General features: G+C 30.8%; 24 protein-coding genes. 3 read left to right on the top strand and 21 right to left on the bottom strand.

Translation table 11 applies throughout. From position 1 onward, the window contains the following. Window positions 1-13: 13 nt before the first annotated feature. Window positions 14-478, top strand: a complete 465-nt coding sequence (locus ACJDT4_RS18595; RefSeq protein WP_406789090.1) for a DUF2975 domain-containing protein — start codon at window positions 14-16, stop codon at window positions 476-478. Between the two features lie 11 nt (window positions 479-489). Next, window positions 490-696 (top strand): helix-turn-helix domain-containing protein, encoded by a 207-nt coding sequence (locus tag ACJDT4_RS18590; RefSeq protein WP_406789089.1) that lies wholly within the window; start codon window positions 490-492, stop codon window positions 694-696. 259 nt (window positions 697-955) lie between these two features. Here the strand turns inward: ACJDT4_RS18590 and ACJDT4_RS18585 are convergent, their stop codons facing one another. Beyond that, window positions 956-1,135, bottom strand: coding sequence for a hypothetical protein (locus ACJDT4_RS18585; protein WP_406789088.1), 180 nt, complete (start codon window positions 1,133-1,135; stop codon window positions 956-958). Further along, window positions 1,116-1,538 (bottom strand): type VII toxin-antitoxin system MntA family adenylyltransferase antitoxin, encoded by a 423-nt coding sequence (gene mntA, locus ACJDT4_RS18580; protein WP_406789087.1) that lies wholly within the window; start codon window positions 1,536-1,538, stop codon window positions 1,116-1,118. The genes ACJDT4_RS18585 and mntA overlap by 20 nt, the downstream gene beginning before the upstream one ends. A gap of 171 nt (window positions 1,539-1,709) precedes the next feature. On the opposite strand from mntA, the gene ACJDT4_RS18575 reads away from it, so the two are divergent. Further along, entirely contained in the window at window positions 1,710-2,210 is a 501-nt protein-coding gene (locus ACJDT4_RS18575; protein ID WP_406789086.1) for an AAA family ATPase, read from the top strand. 125 nt (window positions 2,211-2,335) lie between these two features. On the opposite strand, the gene ACJDT4_RS18570 is transcribed toward ACJDT4_RS18575, so the two are convergent. The 19 genes from ACJDT4_RS18570 to cobA form a co-directional block, all read right to left on the bottom strand. Continuing rightward, window positions 2,336-2,644 (bottom strand): alpha/beta fold hydrolase, encoded by a 309-nt coding sequence (locus tag ACJDT4_RS18570; RefSeq protein WP_406789085.1) that lies wholly within the window; start codon window positions 2,642-2,644, stop codon window positions 2,336-2,338. A 218-nt stretch (window positions 2,645-2,862) separates the two neighbouring features. Continuing rightward, entirely contained in the window at window positions 2,863-3,639 is a 777-nt protein-coding gene (locus ACJDT4_RS18565) for a sirohydrochlorin cobaltochelatase (protein WP_406789084.1), read from the bottom strand. Window positions 3,640-3,797: 158 nt separating this feature from the next. After that, window positions 3,798-5,534, bottom strand: coding sequence for a GTP-binding protein (locus ACJDT4_RS18560; protein WP_406789083.1), 1,737 nt, complete (start codon window positions 5,532-5,534; stop codon window positions 3,798-3,800). A 12-nt stretch (window positions 5,535-5,546) separates the two neighbouring features. Next, window positions 5,547-6,347 carry a sulfate adenylyltransferase subunit CysD gene (cysD, locus tag ACJDT4_RS18555; RefSeq protein WP_406789082.1) on the bottom strand — a complete coding sequence of 267 codons (801 nt, stop codon included), beginning with the start codon at window positions 6,345-6,347 and terminating at the stop codon, window positions 5,547-5,549. Window positions 6,348-6,359: 12 nt separating this feature from the next. Continuing rightward, on the bottom strand, window positions 6,360-7,157 hold the full coding sequence (locus ACJDT4_RS18550) for an ABC transporter permease (protein WP_406789081.1): 798 nt from the start codon (window positions 7,155-7,157) through the stop codon (window positions 6,360-6,362). After that, entirely contained in the window at window positions 7,069-7,908 is an 840-nt protein-coding gene (locus ACJDT4_RS18545; RefSeq protein WP_406789080.1) for an ABC transporter ATP-binding protein, read from the bottom strand. Before ACJDT4_RS18545 ends, ACJDT4_RS18550 begins: the two co-directional genes overlap by 89 nt. A 20-nt stretch (window positions 7,909-7,928) precedes the next feature. Next, the gene (locus ACJDT4_RS18540) at window positions 7,929-8,957 is read right to left on the bottom strand and encodes an aliphatic sulfonate ABC transporter substrate-binding protein (RefSeq protein ID WP_406789079.1); all 1,029 of its coding nucleotides are present in this window, start codon (window positions 8,955-8,957) and stop codon (window positions 7,929-7,931) included. Between the two features lie 26 nt (window positions 8,958-8,983). Next, window positions 8,984-9,298 carry a 4Fe-4S dicluster domain-containing protein gene (locus ACJDT4_RS18535; RefSeq protein WP_406789078.1) on the bottom strand — a complete coding sequence of 105 codons (315 nt, stop codon included), beginning with the start codon at window positions 9,296-9,298 and terminating at the stop codon, window positions 8,984-8,986. Beyond that, complete coding sequence (locus ACJDT4_RS18530; RefSeq protein WP_406789077.1) at window positions 9,282-10,967, bottom strand: adenylyl-sulfate reductase subunit alpha; 1,686 nt, start codon at window positions 10,965-10,967, stop codon at window positions 9,282-9,284. The genes ACJDT4_RS18535 and ACJDT4_RS18530 overlap by 17 nt, the downstream gene beginning before the upstream one ends. Before the next feature lie 2 nt (window positions 10,968-10,969). Continuing rightward, on the bottom strand, window positions 10,970-11,578 hold the full coding sequence (gene cysC / locus ACJDT4_RS18525; RefSeq protein ID WP_406789076.1) for an adenylyl-sulfate kinase: 609 nt from the start codon (window positions 11,576-11,578) through the stop codon (window positions 10,970-10,972). A gap of 10 nt (window positions 11,579-11,588) precedes the next feature. Next, window positions 11,589-12,818, bottom strand: coding sequence for an O-acetylhomoserine aminocarboxypropyltransferase/cysteine synthase family protein (locus tag ACJDT4_RS18520; RefSeq protein ID WP_406789075.1), 1,230 nt, complete (start codon window positions 12,816-12,818; stop codon window positions 11,589-11,591). A 21-nt stretch (window positions 12,819-12,839) separates the two neighbouring features. Further along, the gene (locus ACJDT4_RS18515) at window positions 12,840-15,152 is read right to left on the bottom strand and encodes a sulfurtransferase TusA family protein (RefSeq protein ID WP_406789074.1); all 2,313 of its coding nucleotides are present in this window, start codon (window positions 15,150-15,152) and stop codon (window positions 12,840-12,842) included. 14 nt (window positions 15,153-15,166) lie between these two features. Beyond that, the gene (locus ACJDT4_RS18510; RefSeq protein ID WP_406789073.1) at window positions 15,167-15,577 is read right to left on the bottom strand and encodes a M67 family metallopeptidase; all 411 of its coding nucleotides are present in this window, start codon (window positions 15,575-15,577) and stop codon (window positions 15,167-15,169) included. Window positions 15,578-15,581: 4 nt separating this feature from the next. After that, complete coding sequence (locus tag ACJDT4_RS18505) at window positions 15,582-16,406, bottom strand: HesA/MoeB/ThiF family protein (RefSeq protein ID WP_406789072.1); 825 nt, start codon at window positions 16,404-16,406, stop codon at window positions 15,582-15,584. Continuing rightward, window positions 16,396-16,611 (bottom strand): sulfur carrier protein ThiS, encoded by a 216-nt coding sequence (thiS, locus tag ACJDT4_RS18500; RefSeq protein WP_406789071.1) that lies wholly within the window; start codon window positions 16,609-16,611, stop codon window positions 16,396-16,398. Before thiS ends, ACJDT4_RS18505 begins: the two co-directional genes overlap by 11 nt. A 20-nt stretch (window positions 16,612-16,631) precedes the next feature. Continuing rightward, complete coding sequence (locus ACJDT4_RS18495) at window positions 16,632-17,867, bottom strand: ROK family transcriptional regulator (protein WP_406789070.1); 1,236 nt, start codon at window positions 17,865-17,867, stop codon at window positions 16,632-16,634. Window positions 17,868-18,183: 316 nt separating this feature from the next. After that, window positions 18,184-19,152, bottom strand: a complete 969-nt coding sequence (hemB, locus tag ACJDT4_RS18490) for a porphobilinogen synthase (RefSeq protein ID WP_406789069.1) — start codon at window positions 19,150-19,152, stop codon at window positions 18,184-18,186. 27 nt (window positions 19,153-19,179) lie between these two features. Then, on the bottom strand, window positions 19,180-20,448 hold the full coding sequence (hemL, locus tag ACJDT4_RS18485) for a glutamate-1-semialdehyde 2,1-aminomutase (RefSeq protein WP_406789068.1): 1,269 nt from the start codon (window positions 20,446-20,448) through the stop codon (window positions 19,180-19,182). Next, the gene (gene cobA / locus ACJDT4_RS18480; RefSeq protein WP_406789067.1) at window positions 20,441-21,907 is read right to left on the bottom strand and encodes a uroporphyrinogen-III C-methyltransferase; all 1,467 of its coding nucleotides are present in this window, start codon (window positions 21,905-21,907) and stop codon (window positions 20,441-20,443) included. The genes hemL and cobA overlap by 8 nt, the downstream gene beginning before the upstream one ends. Window position 21,908 lies beyond the last annotated feature (1 nt).

Genomic DNA, 21,908 nt, shown 5'->3' with positions numbered 1-21,908 from the left:
AGGTAGATTAAAAATGGATAACAAGTTAACTACATCGAAAATGTTAAAGAAATGTTTAAGTCTTGTAATTGTATGCACTATTCCTATACTTATACTATTTTTAATTAGTATATTTATTAAAAAGCCACTTGGTAATGCAATAATCTATGCCTCCATTGTAATCTTAGCTGCTGGGATATTTTTATTTCAACTGTATGAACTAAGATGTATCATATGTACAGTAATAGATAAAAGCCCTTTTATCGAAAAAAATATAAAAAGATTTAAAAACATTGGAAATTGTACTTTTCTTTTAGGTATATTTAATATTTTAAATAATCAACATCCTAAACATTTTTTAATAATTATTGATCTTGGTTTTTTTAGTATTGATAATAGCATCTTTATTTATATAATACTTGGGTGTCTATCACTAATTTTAGCAGAAATATTTAAAGCTGCATTAAAAATAAAAAATGAAAATGACCTTACAATTTAAAGGAGGACACTATGGCTATAGTTGTTAATTTAGATGTAGCAATGGCAAAATGTAAAATTTCTCTTTCAGAACTTTCTACTAGAGTTGGCATAACAACTGCAAATTTATCCATATTAAAGAATAATAGGGGTAAAGCTATACGTTTCTCCACACTAGATTCAATTTGCCGTGAATTAAAATGTCAGCCTGGAGATTTACTACAATATGTGGAAGATTAAAAATTTTAATTTATTTTCAACTAAAAGAACTATATTCATTAAATTCACCATTACAAATACTACCAAATTCATACTTATAAACTAAAATTTGTGAAGTAACAATGCTTCGTGGGATTAATTTTATCTCCCTTTATTTCTAATGTAAAATTAGTATTATACTTAATATTATACATCAAAATTCATATTCATCCATATAATTACACACAAATATATAAAAATAAGAACATGCACAAATTAAGATTTATACATGTTCTTATTTTTATTTTAAATAACCGCTTGCAATTTCAATGATTGTATCAATTTTATCCTTATCTTTAACAATATGCGAAAATAGCTCTTCATGACTTGGTTCCTTATACCTGTGAGAAATTCTATTTCTCATTAAGCGTGATTTTTCAAGAAAAATATATGTTTCCTCATCAATCCGATAACAAATCAACTCTCCTAAAATACATAAAATTTTCATTTTCCCTATAAATCCAGTCAGTTTCATCACAGAACTTTTCAAATTCTTCTTTATTATCATTGCAGTATATAATCTTTCCATCATTTAAAATGTTAATTTTAATAAATATATCCAAATTATCACTTCTTAAATCTAATACATCTATTTCTCTTTCCAAAAATTCTTCTAAAAATAATTCTATATCTAAAACACTATCTAATTTTAACTTATTCTCACCTAAAACAGCTATATCAACATCTGAAAACTCATTAAATTCATCATTACAAATGCTGCCAAAAACAATAACAGTAGAAATATCAAACTTGCTTATGAAATCACTAAACCCAGATGAATTAAGCTTATTTAATATCTTACTCTTTTCATCTATAATACTCATACTATCACCACTTCTTTTATTTTTATATTTATATTATACAGTATTTCTTCTGTCCATTTAAACAAAATTTATTCACCACTTTAATTACTAAAAGAACAAGCGCAGCATTTCATTATAAATTCATGCTATTATAAATATATAATAAAAAATATATAGACAAGGTGATTAAAATTGAAAAAATTAATAATAATAAACGGACCCATGGGCGTTGGAAAAACTGCCACTTGTAAAAAACTAAACAAAGAACTTCAAAATTCAGTATGGCTGGACGGAGACTGGTGCTGGATGATGAATCCTTTTACCCCAAATGAGGAAAACAAATTAATGGTTGAAAAAAATATTACATATCTATTAAGAAACTTTCTAACTAATTCTAATTTTGACTATGTAATATTCAACTGGGTAATACACTTAGAAGAAATATTTGATTTAATTTTAGACAAATTAGATGACTTAGAATTTGAAGTAATAAAAATAACTCTTATGTGCAATGAAGAAAGCTTAAAGAAGAGAATATCTATGGATGTATCAAATGGCTTAAGGGACAAAGAATGTATAAATAGAAGTTTAGAGCGCATTCCTCTATATAAGAATATGAATACTATAAAAATTGATACAAGCGAAATTTCCACTGATGAAGTGGTAAAAAAAATATTAGAATTCACACATTAAGGAACTTTTGAGCAACAAGCCCTTAATGTGTGAACCATATATTATCCCCTTTAAAATAATGCTCAAAACCAACATACCAGTACTATTAAAATTGGGGTTTGGGTGGATTTTGCAAATGGCTTTATTTATTTCTTTTGAGTGAACTTATTAAACGCTTCGCTAATTTCATTAGAATGCCCTGTCATAAGATGTCCACCTATTTTTAACGACACAAAAGTACAATTTGGTATTTTTTTTGACCACAGCTTTGCTTTATTATAATCCGCTAATTTATCATCTTCTGCATGCACAATTAATGTTGGAACTTTTAGCCTGCTCATATCATATTTTTCATAATGATTGTCCATATCAGTATTTGCAATTTTAGCATCTAAAACAATTCCATCGTGTCTTTGGCTTAACGGCATAATTTTTTCTATAGTATTACTATTCATTCCCATAAGTGGTTCAAATAATGGACTAAAAAGCCACTAAGTATAACCTCTCCTTTCTATAATTTTCACCAAAAGCCTTCACATGTCAAGCTTTAAATATTTTTCATGTATAAAATTTAGTTCCTCCAAAAAAGGCTATGTCTACCGATGAAGAATTAATCAAAGAAATTCAAAACGGGAATGAGTATGAATAGTTCCATAGCTTCTGTAAACGTATTTTACACGACACTTATAATTTTCTCTAAATGCTTTAAGTAAATTTCCTGAAATTTTGCTAGTTCACCAAGTCCATGAAGATAAACTTTTACTTTTATTCCTTCTTTTTCAAGGATTTTTTTCCATGAATTTTCGTTACCACACATATCTTTTTTAACATGAGTTCCAGCAACTAGCATAAAAGGCACAAGCATTACTTCTTTTATTTTATTCTCTTTAACCCAATTAATTACACTCTTTATACATGGTTGTCCTTCCATAACTCCTATAAATACATCCTTATAGCCTTTATCATTTAATAAAGCCTGAAGTTTTAAATAGCACTTATTAGAATAGCTATAAGAGCCATGGCCCATAAAAATAACAGCTTCTTTTCTATCTATAATATCTTTTATTGCATCTATTAACAATTCATAATCTTCATTACTATATACAGCTGGAGTTCCAAGTTTAACTTTTTTAAATAAATTTTCTCCTCTTGTTATTTCTATCAAATTTTTTAAATTGCTATATTCACTTCCAGGAATTAAATGAAGCGGCTGAATAAATACTTCTTCATATCCATCCTCATATAGTTTTTTAAGTGCTTCTTCTGGTGTGTCTACAAATATCCCATACCTGTCTTTAAGTATTTTTATTACTGTTTGGGATGTAAAAGCTCTTCGCACTTCATAAGCAGCATATTCATTTTTTATCCTGTTTTCTATTGCGTCTATTGTAATTTTTCCTGCATTTGCAAATGTAGTTCCAAAACTAACAACAAGTATTGATTTTTTCAACGCTTTGTCCTCCATTTAATATAAATTACATTTTTTATACTAAAAAAAGCCCCAGATATTTCCCGGGGTTTGGGATATGCAGCGGATTGTCACCGACTTTTAAGTATAGAAGTATCAAAATCCACTGCATTTAATTGTAAACCAATATTACTGCAAATTCAACTTAAAGAGATTATGTCTAGAAGTTCATCACTCTTATCTACAAAATCATCATTATTATTTAAAGCAACAGAAATTACTGGATAATCTGATTTTTCATATTCCTCATTTTCAGTATTATTTTTTTCATCCACAAATACCTCTATATATTTAGACTTTCCTATTATATCTTTAGCATATTTTCTTTCTTTGCTAAACTTGCTTACATTAGAAACTATCGTTACAAGCCCATTATCTGAAAACATTTTTGCAAAATTTGCTATTGCATTAACTTTATTATCAATGATGCCTTCTGTCAAACTATTAGTGTTTAAATAATATACTTTTTTACCAGCATCAAATAATTCTTTTTCTAACTTAACCGCAATTTTAGAATTAACTTCATCATCAAGTCCAGTAATCCAGATTACTTTGCCCTTTTGTCCCATTCTACTTTCTCTTTCAATTGAATTTATAGCACTTTTGATATTTTGTACATTATTCTTTGAAGTTTCTGCTGTTCCAAGAATAATTCCACCACCACTTGTGTTATAATTGTCTATAATTACAAATCTACCCATAGCCTCATTTTTATTAAAAGTATCAAAGCATATAAGAGAATTAGACTTTACTATAACCTCTGCGACATCATTTTTATTTACAACTTCTGTATTTTCTTTATGCTCAAGTGTAGCTGCATCTATTACCTTTTTTATTTTATCAATTTGTACCTCTATCTCCTGTGTTGCTATTTTAAGTCTATATTTTTTTCCCTTTTTAAGAGGCTCTTTACCTAACCAAAATATATTTGCATTAAAAAAATTTGAAGTTGCAGCAATATCCTCCTTGTGTACTATTACTTCTCCCCTTTTATTATAAAATTCATCTTCTACAGTAATTCCAACGGACATCCCAGCTGAAACCTGATTTTTATTATCTTTTTTCTGCCAAAATTCCAATGACTTAACTTTCGTAGTCTTACCTGATGGGCAAAAAACTATTTCATCTCCAACACTTAAAGAACCCGATTCTATTCTTCCAGCTATAATTCTTTTGCTGTCAAACTTGTATATATCCTGTATTGGAAGTCTTAAGGATTTATGCTCTATTCCTTTTTCCTTTTCAATCTTATCCATGCTTTCAAGTATTGAATCCCCATTATACCATGGCATCTTATCTGATTTTGAAGCTACATTGTCACCTAAAAAAGCTGATATTGGAATATATCCCATAGGGTATATATTAAGATTATTTAAAAATTTATTAAACTGCTCAACTATTTCATTGTATCTTTCCTCAGAATAATCAACTAAATCCATTTTATTTACAGCAACATAAACTTTTTTTATTCCTAAAAGTGATAAAATATATCCATGCCTCTTAGATTGTTCTTGTATTCCTTCATTTGCATCTATAACTAAGATTGCTGCTTCTGCACTTGCTGCTCCCGAAACCATGTTCTTCAAAAACTCCTTATGCCCCGGTGCATCAATTATTACATAATCTCTTTTTTTAGTAAAAAAACGAATCATAGTTATATCTATTGTTATTCCTTGCCTTTGTTCCTCCTCAAAAGCATCTAATAAAAAAGCATATTCAAATTTTTTTCCCTCTTCTTTTGATATTTTTTTTACTTTTTCAATAGCACCATCAGGTAAAGAATTTGTATCATAAAGAAGCCTTCCAATTAAAGTTGACTTTCCATGATCTACATGTCCAACGACTACTATATTTAAATTTTCTCTTGAACTTTTCATTTTGCTTCCCCCTTACATATATCCATGTTTTCTAAGTTTTTCAAGTGCATGTGGATCTGCTTTGTCCTGAGCTCTTCCACTTCTTTCAGTTTCATTTGTATTTTTAAGTTCTTCTATAATTTCATCTAGATTTGATGCGTTTGAATCTATGGGACTTGTACATGGTGCACATCCCAAGCTCCTATATCTCTTCCCATTTTTAGAAAAATATAAATCCACTACAGGTATATTTTCTCTTTTGATGTATTCCCATATATCTATTTCTGTCCAAGCAAGTAGTGGGTGAATTCTTATATGATTTCCCTTTTTAAAATCAGTTTTAAATTGATCCCAAAGTTCTGGCGGCTGATCAGTGTAATCCCACTCAGATTCAGCGTTTCTCTCGCTAAATACTCTTTCCTTTGATCTAGAACCTTCTTCATCTCTTCTTATTCCAACTATAAGTCCTTCAAATTTATACTTATCTATAACTTGCTGAAGTCCATCTGTTTTTAAAGCTTTGCAGCATTCAAGCCTTCCTTTTTCAGGACCCATACCTGCTTTAATTGCATCCCAATTTGTATTTACTATCAAATTAAGATTATATTCTTTAGCAACTTTATCTCTAAATTTAATCATTTCCGGTATTTTATGAGTTGTGTCAACATGAATAAGTGGAAATGGACAATTTCCAAAAAAAGCTTTTTCCGCAAGCCACAACATTACAGTTGAATCCTTTCCTATAGACCAAAGCATCCCTAATTTACCAAAATGCTTATAAGCCTCTCTTAAAATATAAATACTTTCAGCTTCCAATCTATCCAAATGATCCATTTTTAATTCCTCCTAATTTTTTCTTTCAAGACCACATTTATATCTAATACTTTTTTCAAATTTTCCAAACAGTAATTTATCAAAAATAAGTCCAAAGGCTACAATTACAATCATTACAGCCATAACCTGACTTACATCTCCCAAATCTCTTCCCGCCATTAATACCTGACCAAGTCCTTTGCTTGCAGACAACATTTCTCCAGCCATAAGTGCCCTCCATGCAAAAGACCATCCTTGTTTCATCCCAGATACTATACCTGGAAGTGCAGAAGGAATTACAACGTTAAAATATAACTTTCTTCCACTTGCTCCCATAGTTCTTGCTGCTTTAACGTAGATAGGATTTACATTTTTAATTGCAGCTTCAGTTGATATTGCAATTGAAAAAATAGAACCTATTACAGTTACAAACAAAATTGAATTTTCATTAATTCCATACCAAAGTATTGCAAATGGTATCCAACATACACTCGGAATTGTTTGAAGTCCTAATATTAATGGGCTTAAATTTTCATCAATGTATTTATATTTTACAATAAATAAGCCAACTAAAATTCCAACTACAAGCGATATAATATATCCTATAAAAAGCCTTCTTAAACTTGCGATTATCGCTAAAAATAAAGTATTATCTCCTATCAAATCAATAAGTGTATTTAAGACATCCATAGGCGATGGAAAAGTATATGGTTTCCATAAGTTTAATGTATCTACAAAAATTTTATAGACCAGCTCCCAAATCATTATCAGAATTATATAAAATAGAACTTTTTTCAAAATCCCAATCGCTATCGTACTCAGCTTTTGCAACCTTCTCTACCTCCTCCTTAAGTTCTTTCATAATTTCAGCCGAAACATAGGTCAAATCTAAGCTTTGAGCTTGTCTTGGTCTCCCTAATTTAATATCAAATACTTTCTTTATTTTTCCTGGATTTGCTGACATCATTACAACTTTATCAGCCAAAAGTACAGCTTCTTCGACATTATGAGTTACAAATATTATAGTTTTCTTTGTTTCCCACCATATATTTTGAAGTTCAATCTGTAATATATTTCTAGTTTGACTATCTAAAGCTGAAAATGGCTCATCCATGAGTAAAACTTCTGAATCAAGTGTTAGAGCTCTTGCAAGGGCAACTCTCTGCCTCATACCTCCTGATAGTTCATGTATATAAGAATTTTGGAACTTAGTTAAATGAACCATCTTTAAATATTTCAAAGCCTTTTCCCGTCTTTCTTCCTTTGGAACATTTTTTATTTTCATTCCAAATTCCACATTTTGTATTACATTAAGCCATGGAAAAAGTGCAGAATCTTGAAACATAAAAGCTCTATCAGTGCCCGGATTTTTTATTTCTTTATCATTTAAATAAAGTTTTCCAGAACTAGTTTTTTCAAGTCCAGCTATTATATTTAGCAATGTAGACTTTCCACAACCAGACGGTCCAAGTAAGCATATAAATTCCCCACTTTTTATAGAAAGATTTATGTTATCAAGCGTATGTGTTGTTTTTTCCTTTGAAATAAAATCCTTACTTACATCTTTTATTTCAATACTCAAATTTCTCCCTCCTCTTAACTTTAATTAATTTCACTCTGTCCTTGAGACTTTAAAACTTTATTTAATATATCAAAATCAAACATTCCTTTAAGATCTGATTTCTTCTTTATAAAACCTTCTTTTAAAGACCAATCGGCCATGTCTATAATTGCACCCTTTTCCGGATTATTTGTAACTTTTATTCTTTTAAATGATGAATTTAAAATATCCTTAGCTAAATCCTTACCTGTTACTTCTTTAAGTTGTTTATTTATTAGATCTTCACTCTTATCAGTATTGTCAATTATATATTGCGTTTTCTGCACATGAATCTTTAAAAACTTCTCAACTATATCTGGATGATCTTTTATAAAATCTTTCCTTGCTACAACAACTGCTGTTGGATACTTCCCATTTTTCCAAATTTCATCATAATCAAGTACAACTTTTGCTCCAACTTCTTTTACTAGTCTTGAACCCCAAGGCTCAGGAACTAATGCTGCATCAATTGAACCTTTATCTAAAAGAGTTTTTATGTCTGGATTTTCAGCTTGAATAATCTCCACCGTTCCTCCCTTTGTTTTATCCTTTAAACCATTTTCGGCAAGTAATATTCTCAAATTCAAATCTTGGGTATTTCCAAACTGTGGTATTGCAACTTTTTTTCCATTTAAATCTTTTACTGATTTTATATTTGATCCATTTCTACTTACAAGAATTGCAGCTGCATCTGCTCCCCCAGCAATAACCTGCATTTCACCTTTTGACTTTATATAACCATTTATTGCTGGACCAGGTCCTATATATCCAATATCAACATCTCCAGCTAAAAATGCTTCAACCTCAGAAGAACCTGCATTAAATTTCTGCCATTTAACTTTAATTTTATTTCCAAATGCTTTTTGCAGTGATCCATCCTCTTTTTGAGCTAAAGCTTGAGAATGAGTTATATTAGGAAAATATGCAATTTTCACTTCTGATAAATTTTTATTACTTTTACCGCATCCAGATAATAAACTAGTCACCAGTAAAATCAATCCAAAACATAAAACACCTCTATTTCTTTTCATAAAAAAGCCCCCTAATTTTATATTTTTTAATATTTGTTTGACTCTTTTCTATTTGTACTTACAGTCATTTTTCTTCCATCACTACTGTTCATGTACCACTTTAATTCAGAGCCATCCTCTACTACATACAAATAAGCTCCATTTCCACCAATATCAGCACCTAAATAATATTTTATTGCCTGACTTCTACATTCTTTAAGACATGCAGTGCAGCCCCAACAGTTTTGTGGATATTTTATAAATGCCTTTTTATATTCGTTTTTATAAATTAAACTTCCGGGACATACTTTAATACATTTGCCACACCCAACACATTTTTTTGTGTCAATTTTTATGCTCATAGAATTCATTCCTTCCAACCAGATTTCTAAATATGACATTTATTTTCCCATCTTTGTATACTGAATTTACATACTTAAGCCAATTTTTATCATCTTTTTCAGGATAGCTTCCATTTTCTTCATAACATTTCCATCTTGTTTCTTTTCTTGCTTTTAAATGAGCTATAAGGGTTTTAGCAACATATAGCCTATCTATGAGTTCATATATAAATAAAAGTTCATGGCAATCCGAAGCTTTTAATTTCAAAGAAAGCTTCAAAAGCTTATCAATACTTTTTTCAGCCATTTCAAGTTTCTTATTTGTGTACTTATAGTGCTGAGAAATTCCTCCACAATATTCATCCATTATTTTTTGCATTGCTTCTTCAAGTTCGTAATCCTTAAAATCACTTTTATTTGTAAAAAAGCTATTTAACTTTCTAACTTTTTTATCTATTTCATCCTTTGGAATTTCCTCAAGGCTTTGTTTTTCAATATATTTAACTGCATTTTCTGCTGCTATTTCTCCTTCTGCAAAACATCCTGTTACATATTTTTTAGGACTTCCTCCTGCAACATCACCAGCTGCATAAAGTCCATCTAAAGTAGTTTTTCTACTGGTATCTACCCAATAGCCACTTGCGCCATGTCCGCCAACTATATATGGTTCTGTTCCTTCAATTTCCACATTTTGCTTTGATGGATTTATTTCATTATCAAACCACCTTAAAGCCTGTGCAGGTGCCATGTTCAAATACGCCTTAAATAAATCTTTAACCTGATTCTCAGTTATTCCCTGAGTTTTTAAATAACAAGGTCCTTTTCCCTTCAAGTTTTCCATTACTGTACTGTAAAGTCTATTAATAGTAGTTGGTTTTCCATATTCCTTTATATATTCTTCTAAATCAGAATTTACTTGCAGAATTTTAACCCCCTGGGCTATAGTACCTGTTGGAGCAATAGTATCCTTACATCTAAGTGCAATAAATCTCATTTCAAAAGTAGTCATTTCTGCTCCTGCTCTTATGCCCATTGCATATCCAGCACCTGTATTAAAAGGTGAATACCACATTTTGTGTCTTGAAAATCCTGGATTATTAGGTTTGTATACTCCTGCCGCTCCACCAGTTGAACATATTACTGCTTTTGCATAAATTACATATACTTTAGGTTCACGTATTGAAAAAGTATAAACTCCTATCACTCTGCCATTTTTAACAATATAGTCAAATGCATTAACTTCATTTAAAACACTTATATTTTTCTTTTTATTAACAGCTTCAGATAAAATAGGCTTTATATTTTCGCCATTTATTTTTATACTTCTCTTTCCTCGTGAAACATAATTACCATTCTCATCTTTTAAAATAGTAAGTCCATCTCTTTCAATTTCTTTTGTAACCGAATTAAGCCTTTTAGCAGCAGTGTATACTAAATCTTCTCTTATTACTCCATTAAATTCACTTTTTACATAATCAACAAAGGAATTTGGAGTTTCATTTTCAGTTATGTAAGCATTTAAAGCATTAACACCAGCTGCAAGACAGCCGCTTCTCTTTATATTAGCCTTTTCTATAATTAATATTTGAATACTAGGTTTTTTTGCAGCACTTAGGGCTGCAAAACATCCTGCTGCACCTCCTCCTATTACAAGAAGATCTGTTTTTAAAACTTCATACGATAATTCCATTGTTATTCTCCTATGATTTTATTTTTGCCCAAATAATCCATTATTTCTTTAACACACTGCTCCTTTGTAATTTCATACGTTTTTATTGTCATTTCAGGATTTTCTGGTATTTCATATGGCGAATCAATTCCTGTAAAATTTTTAATATTTCCACTTCTTGCCCTTTTGTATATCCCTTTTGGATCTCTCTTTTCACATTCTTCTATTGGGCAATCTACATAAACTTCAATAAAATCTTCTCCCAATAATTTTCTTACATTATTTCTATCGTTTTTAAAAGGTGATATAAAAGTTGTAATTGTTATAACTCCTGCATCAACAAACAATTTTGCTACTTCCGAAACTCTTCTTATATTTTCACTTCTATCTAACCTTGTAAAACCCAGATCTGAATTCAAGCCGTATCTCAAATTATCACCATCTAAAAGATAAGTAATATAACCTTCTTTGTGAAGTTCTCCTTCAAGCATAGAAGCAACTGTTGATTTACCAGAACCCGAAAGGCCAGTAAACCACAATACTACTCCCTTCTGTTTTAGCAATTTTTCTCTATCTTTTCTTTTAATTTTAGTTTCCTGCCAGCGTATATTGGTATTTTTTTTATTTTCCATTGTTTCCACCTCAAATTGCTTTCAGCGCATTTTCTATATCACTTATTATGTCTTCTGCAGCTTCTATGCCAACAGACAATCTCAAAAGGTCATCATATACTTCCATTTTTTCTTTTTCTTCATTTGCATTATGGGCACAAATTGTAGAAGCTGGATGTATTATTATTGTCTTCGTATCACCTATATTAGTTAGGTTTAATATAAGTTTTAAATTTGTTATAAACTTAAACGCTTTTTCCTTTGTACCAAGCCTAAAGGTAAGTATTCCAGAAGCTCCTTCACTGTAATACTTTTCAGACAAATCATAATACTTTGATGTCTTTAAATTAGGATAATTTACTTTTACCACTTTCTCATTTTTTTCAAGGTATTTTGCTATCTTTATTGCATTGCTGCAGTGCTTTTTCATTCTTAGTTCCAAAGTTTCAATTCCTGTTAAAGTCAAAAATGCATTAAATGGTGACATTGCTGCCCCTATATCCCTTCCAATAGAAGCTTTAAGTTTGGCGGTAAAAGCAAGTTTTCCAAACTTATTAAAGTAATCATGGAAATTTTTATATTTATCTGTTTTATATTTGTCGCTTCCGCCATCAACTATAATGCCACCTATAGCATTTGAAGTTCCATTGATGTATTTTGATGTTGAATGAATTACAACATCAGCACCATAATTTATGGGATTCACAAGATACGGAGTTGAAATAGTTGAATCAACCATAAAAATTATATTATTATCTCTACAAATCTCTCCTACCTTTTCAATATCTAAAATATCAAGCTTTGGATTTCCTATAGTTTCAGCATATACAAGCTTTGTTTTTTCTGTTATTGAATTTAAAAGGGAGGTTTCATTTAACTCATCTAAAAAGGTAACTTTTACTCCTATATCTTTTAAATTTGCAAGTAAAGTATACGTACCACCATACAATCCAGAAGCTGCTATTATCTCATCGCCACTTTTAACTATATTGGTAACTGCCATATATATAGCGCTCATACCAGATGCTGCCGCTGTTGACGCTAATCCACCTTCTAAACTTGATATTCTCCTTTCCAAAGTTGTCACTGTTGGATTTGATACTCTAGTATACGCATATCCCAAGGCTTCCCCTTGAAATATGCTTTCCAATTCCTCAGGGGAAGTATGTGCATAAGCATTTGACATATACACTGGAATATTGGTGGCACCGTTTTTTTCTAAATTATAGTTACCATGAATAAGCTTTGTCGCAAACTTCATGCTTTTACACCTCTTCCATTTTTACTTTTTCTCTATTACAAGGAGATTATATCCTTCAAATTTATCATCAATAGATATTATTTTATTTCCTTCCTTTTCAACACTTCTAGGAACATTTGTTATTGGATCGCCATCGTCAAGGTAGAAGCCTATTTGATCTCCTGAATTTACTTTTGAAAGTTCTATTTTTACTTTAACAAAATTTATTGGACATTTTACTCCTCTAAAATCAACAACTTTGTAACCTAAGGCTTCCTTTTTATCTTGCTTACTGTCTTCTTTTTTAATTTCATTTTCCTTTGGAAGAGTTATATCAAGCTTGCCATTCAAAGATTCAAACATATCCCTTACTTTTTTAACAACGTACTCTACATCCTTAAATTTATCTGATATATCTTTAACATCGCCAATTTTAAAATCAATTAGCGTATCTATTAATTCCTTAATGCTTGACTTTAAATATCCTTCATCTACAAAATTTTTGACAAATTCTTTAAATATTTCTCTTTCCTTTGTGCTATCTACTCCTTTTAATATTAAAAGAGATCTTGCTGCAGAAAGTGCTGCTTCATATAACTTTAAGTTTTCCTTTGAATTTTTATATTCATCAAGATATGCTTCTGCGTTAGATATATCCATTTTTATTACATCAAGAACTCCAGTACTGCATTCACCTTTTCCTCTTCCTTCAAGCGAAAATTTCTTGTCAGTTCCAAAATCATAATATAGATCCGGGCTTGCACAGTAACTTTCTATCGTTGAATATCTTTCTGTTAATTTTTTTATTTCTTCAATATCATTTTTTAAGAACTCATAAAAATCCAAATACTTAGTTTTATTCTTTAATTCTGCTAATTCTAAAAGGTAATCAGGAACCTTTTTCGCTGGTACATCGCCAATTTTACTTGCAAGCTTTGCACCCTCTCCCCCAACATAGCCTCCCATTGATACTGTATACATTGGAACCAAACCATCTTCCGTTCTTGTTGCCCTACCATTCAACCCTATAGCTCCTTTTTCATGTTGAGCACAGGAATTAAGACATCCAGATATATATATTTTAGGGAGTGCACTTTTCACTTCAAAGGATGCAGTTTTAAACTTATCTTTTATAGCTGTGAGCAAATTTTGTGACAGACAAAGTCCAAGCTGACAGGTTGAAGCTCCCGCACAAGTTGAAGAATTGTACAAATTAAATTGTGATGAAAACTCTTTTATTATATCTGCAAGCTTAGCTGCATCACTGCCTTTTAAATCTCTTATATAAAAACCTTGTGTATTTGTAAATCTAATTGTTATTTCGTAATTTAAATCCTCTAAAAATTTTATTACCTTATCCAAATCAGCTGTTTTAAGATTTCCACTCTGAGGATGAATGTAAACTGAATAATAACCCTTTTGCTTCTGCTTAAATATTACATTTTCATGCTTTTCTTCTAAATTATCTATATATTCTAATGTTTCATATTTAGCTTTATTTTTCACATCATCAATTATTAAATCCAAATTTTCTTCTTTTTTAACATTTTCTAATTCTGCCTTGAGTAATTCTTTAAATTTTTCATCTCCAAATCTATATGAAATAAATCTTATCCTTGCTTTACTTTTATTTGTTCTATCCCCTTCTTTTTCAAAAAGCCTTTTTAGTGCAACTACGTAATAAAGCACATCTTTTGCTTCTATAAAATCTTCAATTTTTATAGAAGCTCTTGGCTTTCCTCCAAGTCCACCAGCTGCAAATACTTTAAAACCTTTTTTGCCATTTTTAATTTCTGCTATAAAACCCAAATCTGAAATTGAAGCATTAGCAGTATCCTTTTCATTATTTGAAAATGCTATTTTGTATTTTCTCGGCAAATTCATATTGCTCGGATCTTTAATTAAATAATTTGTAACCTTCTCTACGTAAGGTTCAACATCAAAAGCATCGTCATAGGCTACTCCAGAAAGAGGCGAACTCTCAACATTTCTTACAGTATTTCCGCCTGTACCTTTTGTTATTATTCCTACATTTATAAGCTCTTTCATTATAGGATACACATCTTTAAGCTCAACCTTATGAAACTGTGCATCTTCTCTTGAGGTAAGGTGAAGTTTACCATGAGAGTACTTTTTACCTAAGCTGCTTATGACTTTTATTTGATCAAATGTTACAAATCCACCCGGGAGTCTCATCCTTATCATGTAATTTTCTTTTTCTCTTTGCTCATAAACCCCCATTGATACTCTAAATGCCTTAAATCTAAGTGGGTCTATTTGTCCATTTAAATACTGTTCTGCCTTTTCTTTAAAATCCTCTACTTCTTTTAAATTTTTTTCAGTTATATGAAGCATAAAAGCACCTCTTTTCAAATTATTTCATATTCAAGCTTTTCTACATTGTTTTTATTTATCTTAAACAGATTAAAAACCGGCTTTTCTTTATTTTGAAGAGATAATATGGCATAAATTATATTTGGATCAAATGCTAATCTCTTGTCCTCTTCAGATGGCCTTGAAGGAGAATGCGGATGAGAATGGTAATTTCCAAGGAGCTCCATATTTTCTTTTCTAATAAGCTTTACTTTTTCAAATTGTTCCTTTGGATTCATTGAAAAATGCTCACTGCTGTTATCTACATTAACTAATGCATATGCCTTATTTATGTAAACATCTCCAGCTTTTTTTACCCCTGCAAGAAAACCGCAGCATTCATTGTCATATTCTCTTCTTGCCTGCTGTAAAATCACACTATATTCTGACTTTTTTAAATAAATCATTTTATCACCCTTTTAATTTTCCTGATTTTAAATCACAAGATGGATTTTCATAATCAATAAGAGTTTTTATGGTAGGATTATCACTGCAAACACCGCACCTTTTATTTTTTGATACTTTTATCTTACTAAATTCCATTTTAATTGCATCAAAAGTTAAAAGATAACCTGCAAGTGTTTCTCCTACTCCTAATATATATTTAATCGCTTCAAGTGCTTGAAGAGTACCAATTATTCCTCCCATAGCACCTATGACTCCTGCTTCTCTACAAGTTGGAACTACTCCTTTGGGAGGTGGTGACTGAAATATACATCTATAACATGGTGTTCCATTATCAGGTATATAGGTCGTGAGTTGTCCTTGAAATCTTATAATCCCAGCGTGTGAAAATGGCTTTTTAGCTAACACACAGGCATCGTTTATTAGAAATTTAGCTGCAAAATTATCCGTCCCATCAATTATAAAATCATAATCTTTTATAATATCAAGTATATTTTGCGAGGTAACAACTTCATTATAAGTTATTACTTTTACATCTGGATTCATCTCATTAATTGTTTCTTTTCCAGATTGAACCTTTGGCTTTCCTACATCTTTCGTCTGATGTATTATTTGCCTTTGAAGATTTGATAAATCAACTACATCTCCATCCACAAGTCCAATTGTGCCAATTCCAGCAGCTGCAAGATACATAGCTGCTGGTGCTCCAAGCCCCCCTGTTCCTATAACAAGTACTTTAGAATTTAGCAGTTTTCCCTGTCCCTCTACTCCAACTTCAGATAAAATAATATGTCTAGAGTATCTCTCTATCTGCTCTTCACTAAATTCCAAGACTTCCACCTCCCATAAAATATAAAAAGTCTATTTCATCATTTTCTTTAAGTACAGTTTCATCAAATTTATTTCTATCTAAATATTCGCCATTAAGCTGCACAGTTACCATATCTGGCATTTCTACATTTTCATGAACAAGTATCTCGCTTACAGTTAGGCTCTTTTCTAGTTCTTTTTCTTTTCCATTAATTTTTAAAGTCATTTTATCTTTCCTCCATATAATTAATTTTCAAGGTATTTTTCAATAACCACAGCTGCTGCACCTACAACCATAGCATCTTCTTTTAAATATCCACCTCTTTTAAATACAATCTTTGATTTAATATTTTTAAAGACTGTTTCAACGCAAGTATCATAAAATATTTTAGAATATGAAATAATTTCTCCATTTAACACAACTGCTTTAAGATTAAACATTTGTATTAAATTTATTAATCCTATACCAAGCAAAATAGCAGCATTTCTTATTATTTCAATAGAAAGTTCATCATTCATCTTCGCAGCTTCACAAATATCTTTACAGGTAATTTCATCTATAGGCTTATTTATTATTGAATTTCTTCCTTTTTTCAGTTTTAAAATAAATTGCTCAATTATAGCGCCAGTAGATGAATAATTATCTATACATCCAAACTTACCTCTATCGACAATCATATGTCCGAATACATTTTCATCATTATTAAGCATTCTGAAAATTTTGCCATCAACTATTATTCCAGCTCTAAACTTTTTACCGCAGTGGATATAAGTCATGTTACTAAATTCAGTTTTTAATCCATAAAAATATTCTGCTTCTGCTGCAGCATTTGCACCATTTTCAATAACAACATAAACTCCCAACTTTTCTTCTAAGATATTTTTTATTTTTACATCACTCCACGTATTTGTGCAGTCATGCATAACTCCACTTTTAAATTGAAAACTTCCCTGGACAGATACCCCAATTCCAAATAAACTTAAAAAATCTAAATTTAGTTCTATATAAACTTTATTTATTGATTTAACTATATAATCCAGTACCTTCTCTGGTGTAAATGAGTAATTCATTTTAAACATTTCTTTATGCAATATCTCAAGTTTTAAATTAGTAAAAGCAATTTCTACTTCTTCTACAGAAATATTTATACCAATTATATAAAAATTACATAAATTAATATTATAAACTATTGGCTTTCTCCCACCCGTGGATTCACCTATGCAGTACTGAACTAAAATTCTATTACCCTCAAGTGGCTCCATTATGCGATTTAACGTTGTTAATTTTATCCCTGTAATATTTGAAATTTCACTTTTAGGCATAGCACCTTTTTTTTGAAGTAAATTAAATATTTTTTTTCCAGTAGAAGTCATCCCGCTAAATAGCTCATAGCTGCATTTTTCAAATATAATTTCACTGTCCCCTCCTCCATACTTCTTACCTCGTTGGTTAAAAGTGTGCGGCATAATAAAAAAAGTCAAGCTCTACTAGTAATCACCACTAACAACTAAAACACACTTAGTTATTAATGAGATTATTAATAAAACCTGACCTCTAGTTTATCTAGTCAATCAGCTTATATTTAATTATATTATGCCTAGTACACTATGTTAACATAATTTATAAACAAACTTTTGTAAAATCAAACCTCTAGTTTTACTAGTCAGCTTAATTACATTTAATTTAACCACGTTAACATTCTTTAACCTACTAAATATAAAAATCAAATCCTATAAATTTAATATGATTATTATGTTTTTAATTTATCACCTTATCACGAAAAAGTCAATATCTATTTTATCGTTTTTTTAGCCATTTTGAAGCTTCAATTGCATAATAAGTTATTATAATATCGGCTCCTGCTCTTTTTATTGATAAAAGTGATTCAAGTACAATTGCTTTTTCATTTATATATCCAAGTTTCGCACCTGCTTTTATCATTGCATATTCACCGCTTACACTATAAGCCGCAACGGGAACGTCATACTTAGTTCTCGCTTTATTTATTATATCAAGATAAGATAAAGCAGGTTTAACCATTATTATATCAGCACCTTCATTTATGTCATCCTCTATTTCGAGCATAGCTTCTCTTGAATTTGCAGGGTCCATTTGATAGCTTTTTCTATCTCCAAATTTAGGCGCAGAATCCGCCGCTTCTCTAAATGGTCCGTAAAATGAAGAACAGTATTTTGCACTATATGCCATTATTGAAACATTTTTATATCCATTTTCATCAAGAGCGTTTCTTATAGCTTCTATCCTTCCATCCATCATATCTGAAGGTGCCACCATATCAGCTCCAGCTTTTGCATGAGAAAGCGCTATTTTTGCAATGTATTTTATAGTTTCATCATTATCAACATACTCATCATGAATTATTCCACAATGACCGTGGCTTGTATACTCGCACATACAAACATCTGTAATTATAAATATATCCTTATCAATTTCTCTTATTTTTCTTATTGCCTTCTGTATTATTCCATTGTCGTCAAAAGCTGAAGAGCCAACTTCATCTTTGTAATCTGGTATTCCAAATAAAATTACACCCTTTACTCCCGCTTCTCTTATTTCATCTATTATCTCTGGTAGCCTGTCCAACGAATAATGATAACAATCAGGGAGAGAGGATATTTCTTTTTTTATATTTTCTCCCTCAACCACAAATAGCGGATAAATAAAATCATCTGAAGTTATGGCAGTTTCCCTTACCATATCTCTTATATAACTATTTTTTCTAAGTCTTCTATGTCTTCTAAACATTTTTTCACCTTCGTTTTATAATTATTTTTACATTGTTTTCATAACTTCTAAAAACTTATCTATATCAGCTTCTGTATGTGCGGTTCCTAAAAACATTGCCTCAAATTGCGAGGGTGGTACATATACTCCACCTTTTATCATGTGCTCCGCAAATCTAGAAAACATCTTTGTATTTGATTTTTTTGCATCACTGTAAGTACTAACCTCACTGCAATCAGTAAAAAATACTGTCATCATATTTACACATCTATTTACTATAAGGCTTATTCCCTTTTCTTTTGCAATTTCATTTATTCCAGCTTCAAGTTTTTGACCAAGCTTCTCCATGTATTTATAGCAGTCTAAATTATCGTGAAGTTCTTTAAGTGAAGCATAACCTGCTGACATTACAATAGGATTTCCAGACATAGTACCTGCTTGATAAACTGGTCCTGTTGGAGAAAGTTTTTCCATTATATCTCTTCTTCCGCCATAAGCTCCACATGGGAATCCACCGCCCATTATTTTAGCAAAAGTAGTTAAATCCGGCTTTATTCCATACAGGCTTTGGGCTCCCTTATACGCAACTCTAAAACCCGACATTACTTCATCAAATATTAATATTGCTCCATTTTGTGTACACATATTTCTAAGTGAAACTAGAAATTCTCTTTTAGCTGGAATAACTCCCATATTCCCTGCTACAGGTTCTATTATTACAGCTGCTATTTCATCTTTATACCTTTCAAAAAGTGCCTTTACACTTTCTATATCATTATACTGAGCTATAAGAGTATTTTCTATACTTCCCTTTGGAACTCCTGGTGAACCTGGTATATTTTCTGTTAATACGCCAGAACCAGCTTCTACTAAAAATCCATCAAAATGGCCATGATACCCACCTGCAAATTTCACTATTTTATCTCTTTTTGTATATCCTCTTGCGAGCTTTACAGCACTCATAGTAGCTTCTGTTCCCGAATTAACCATTCTAAGCATGTCAACATTGTCTACTGTTGTACATATGTACTTTGCAAGCTTCAACTCTATTTCAGTTGGTGCTCCAAAGCCGACTCCATACTCAAGATAAACTTTTACGGCATCCATAACTTTTTTATTATTATGACCTAAAATCATAGGTCCCCAGGCTTCAACAAAATCTATATACTCATTTCCATCCTCATCAAAAATATGAGATCCTTGTCCTCTTTTTATTATTGGAGGATCAATATTTAAAGCTGTATATGCTCTAACAGGACTATTTACTCCACCTGGCATATATTTTCTAGACTCTTGAAAAATATCTTTATTATTCATTTATTAAACACTCCTTAATTATCCCTTCTGTGCTGCATTCATTAGGAATAGAATACTGCGCACCAACTTTTTCAAGCTCACTTCCTGTTATATGTCCAATTGCTATTATCTTTTTACTTTTTATTTTTTCTATGCCAACCATGCTTATCATATTTCTTACAGTAGAAGGACTCGTAAATATTACTGTATCAACATCATCAAAAGCATTTTTATTGTAAATTTCTCCGGGTACAGTTTCATATATAAAACATTCATCAACTTTGACACCCAATTTTTCAAGTTCAACTTTAATATATTCTCTTGAATTTTTACTTCTAGGTATAAACACACTTTTATCTTTACTTATAACCTTCTTAAGTTCATCAAAAAGATCATGCCCATTATGCTTCCTTGAAACTATTTTTGCCAAAATGCCTCTCTTTTTTAGAGCTTCTTTAGTTGCATTTCCTATAACAGCAAATTCAGCTTTTATTTTTCTTATATCATAAGCCTGACTTGAAAGATAATCAAATAAAATTTCAACCGCATTTACACTTGTTAAAACTATGTAATCATAATCCTGCAGATTTTTTATATAAGCTTTTAAATTTTCGGCTGTATTTTTTATCTCTATTGAATTTATTTCTGTAACCTCAGCTCCCAAATCTAAAAGTTTTTCATGCATTTCTTTGCTTTGCTTTTTAGCTCTCGTTATACATATATTTCTTCCAAAAAGTGGCTTCTTCTCATACCAATTTAATTCTTCGCTAAAATTAACTACCTCGCCAACCACTATTATACAGGGCGATTTAATTCCATTTAATTTGCATTTTTCACTTATATTTAAAAGTTTTCCAACGGCTTTCTTCTGGAAACTTGTAGTTCCACGCATAACAACGGCACACGGCGTTAAAGCATTCATTCCGTTTTCTATTAAACCTTCAGTTATTTCTTTAAGTTTTTCAAAGCCCATTAAAAATATAAGTGTTCCTTGAAGCTCTGCTGCTGCTTTAAAATTTATAGCATAATCATCGGCAGTTTTAGCTGTAAAAACATGAAAGCTTCTTGATATATTTCTATGTGTAACTGGTATACCTGCGTAATTTAGAACTGCCACCGGGGAGGTTATTCCAGAAAGCACTTCAAATTCTATACCTTCTTTTGAAAATCTTAAAGCTTCTTCACTTCCCCTGCCAAATATATAAGGATCTCCTCCTTTAATTCTTCCTACTATATTTCCCTCTTTCGCCAGTTCTACAAGCATGTCATTTATTTCATTCTGAGTTTTATAGTGGCAACCGGGTTCTTTACCACAATAATAAATTTTGCAGGTTTCATTTAAATGTTTTAGTATTTCTTTTCCAATAAGTCTATCATATAAAACTGCTGTACATTCTTTAAGCTTTCTAACTGCCTTTACAGTTATTAATTCTTCATCCCCCGGTCCTGCTCCTATTATATACACCTTACCCTTCGGCATT

The sequence above is a fragment of the Clostridium neuense genome (assembly GCF_045310695.1).
GTDB classification, from domain to species: Bacteria; Bacillota; Clostridia; order Clostridiales; family Clostridiaceae; genus Clostridium_S; species Clostridium_S neuense.
This window is presented reverse-complemented; position numbering and strand designations above follow the sequence as displayed.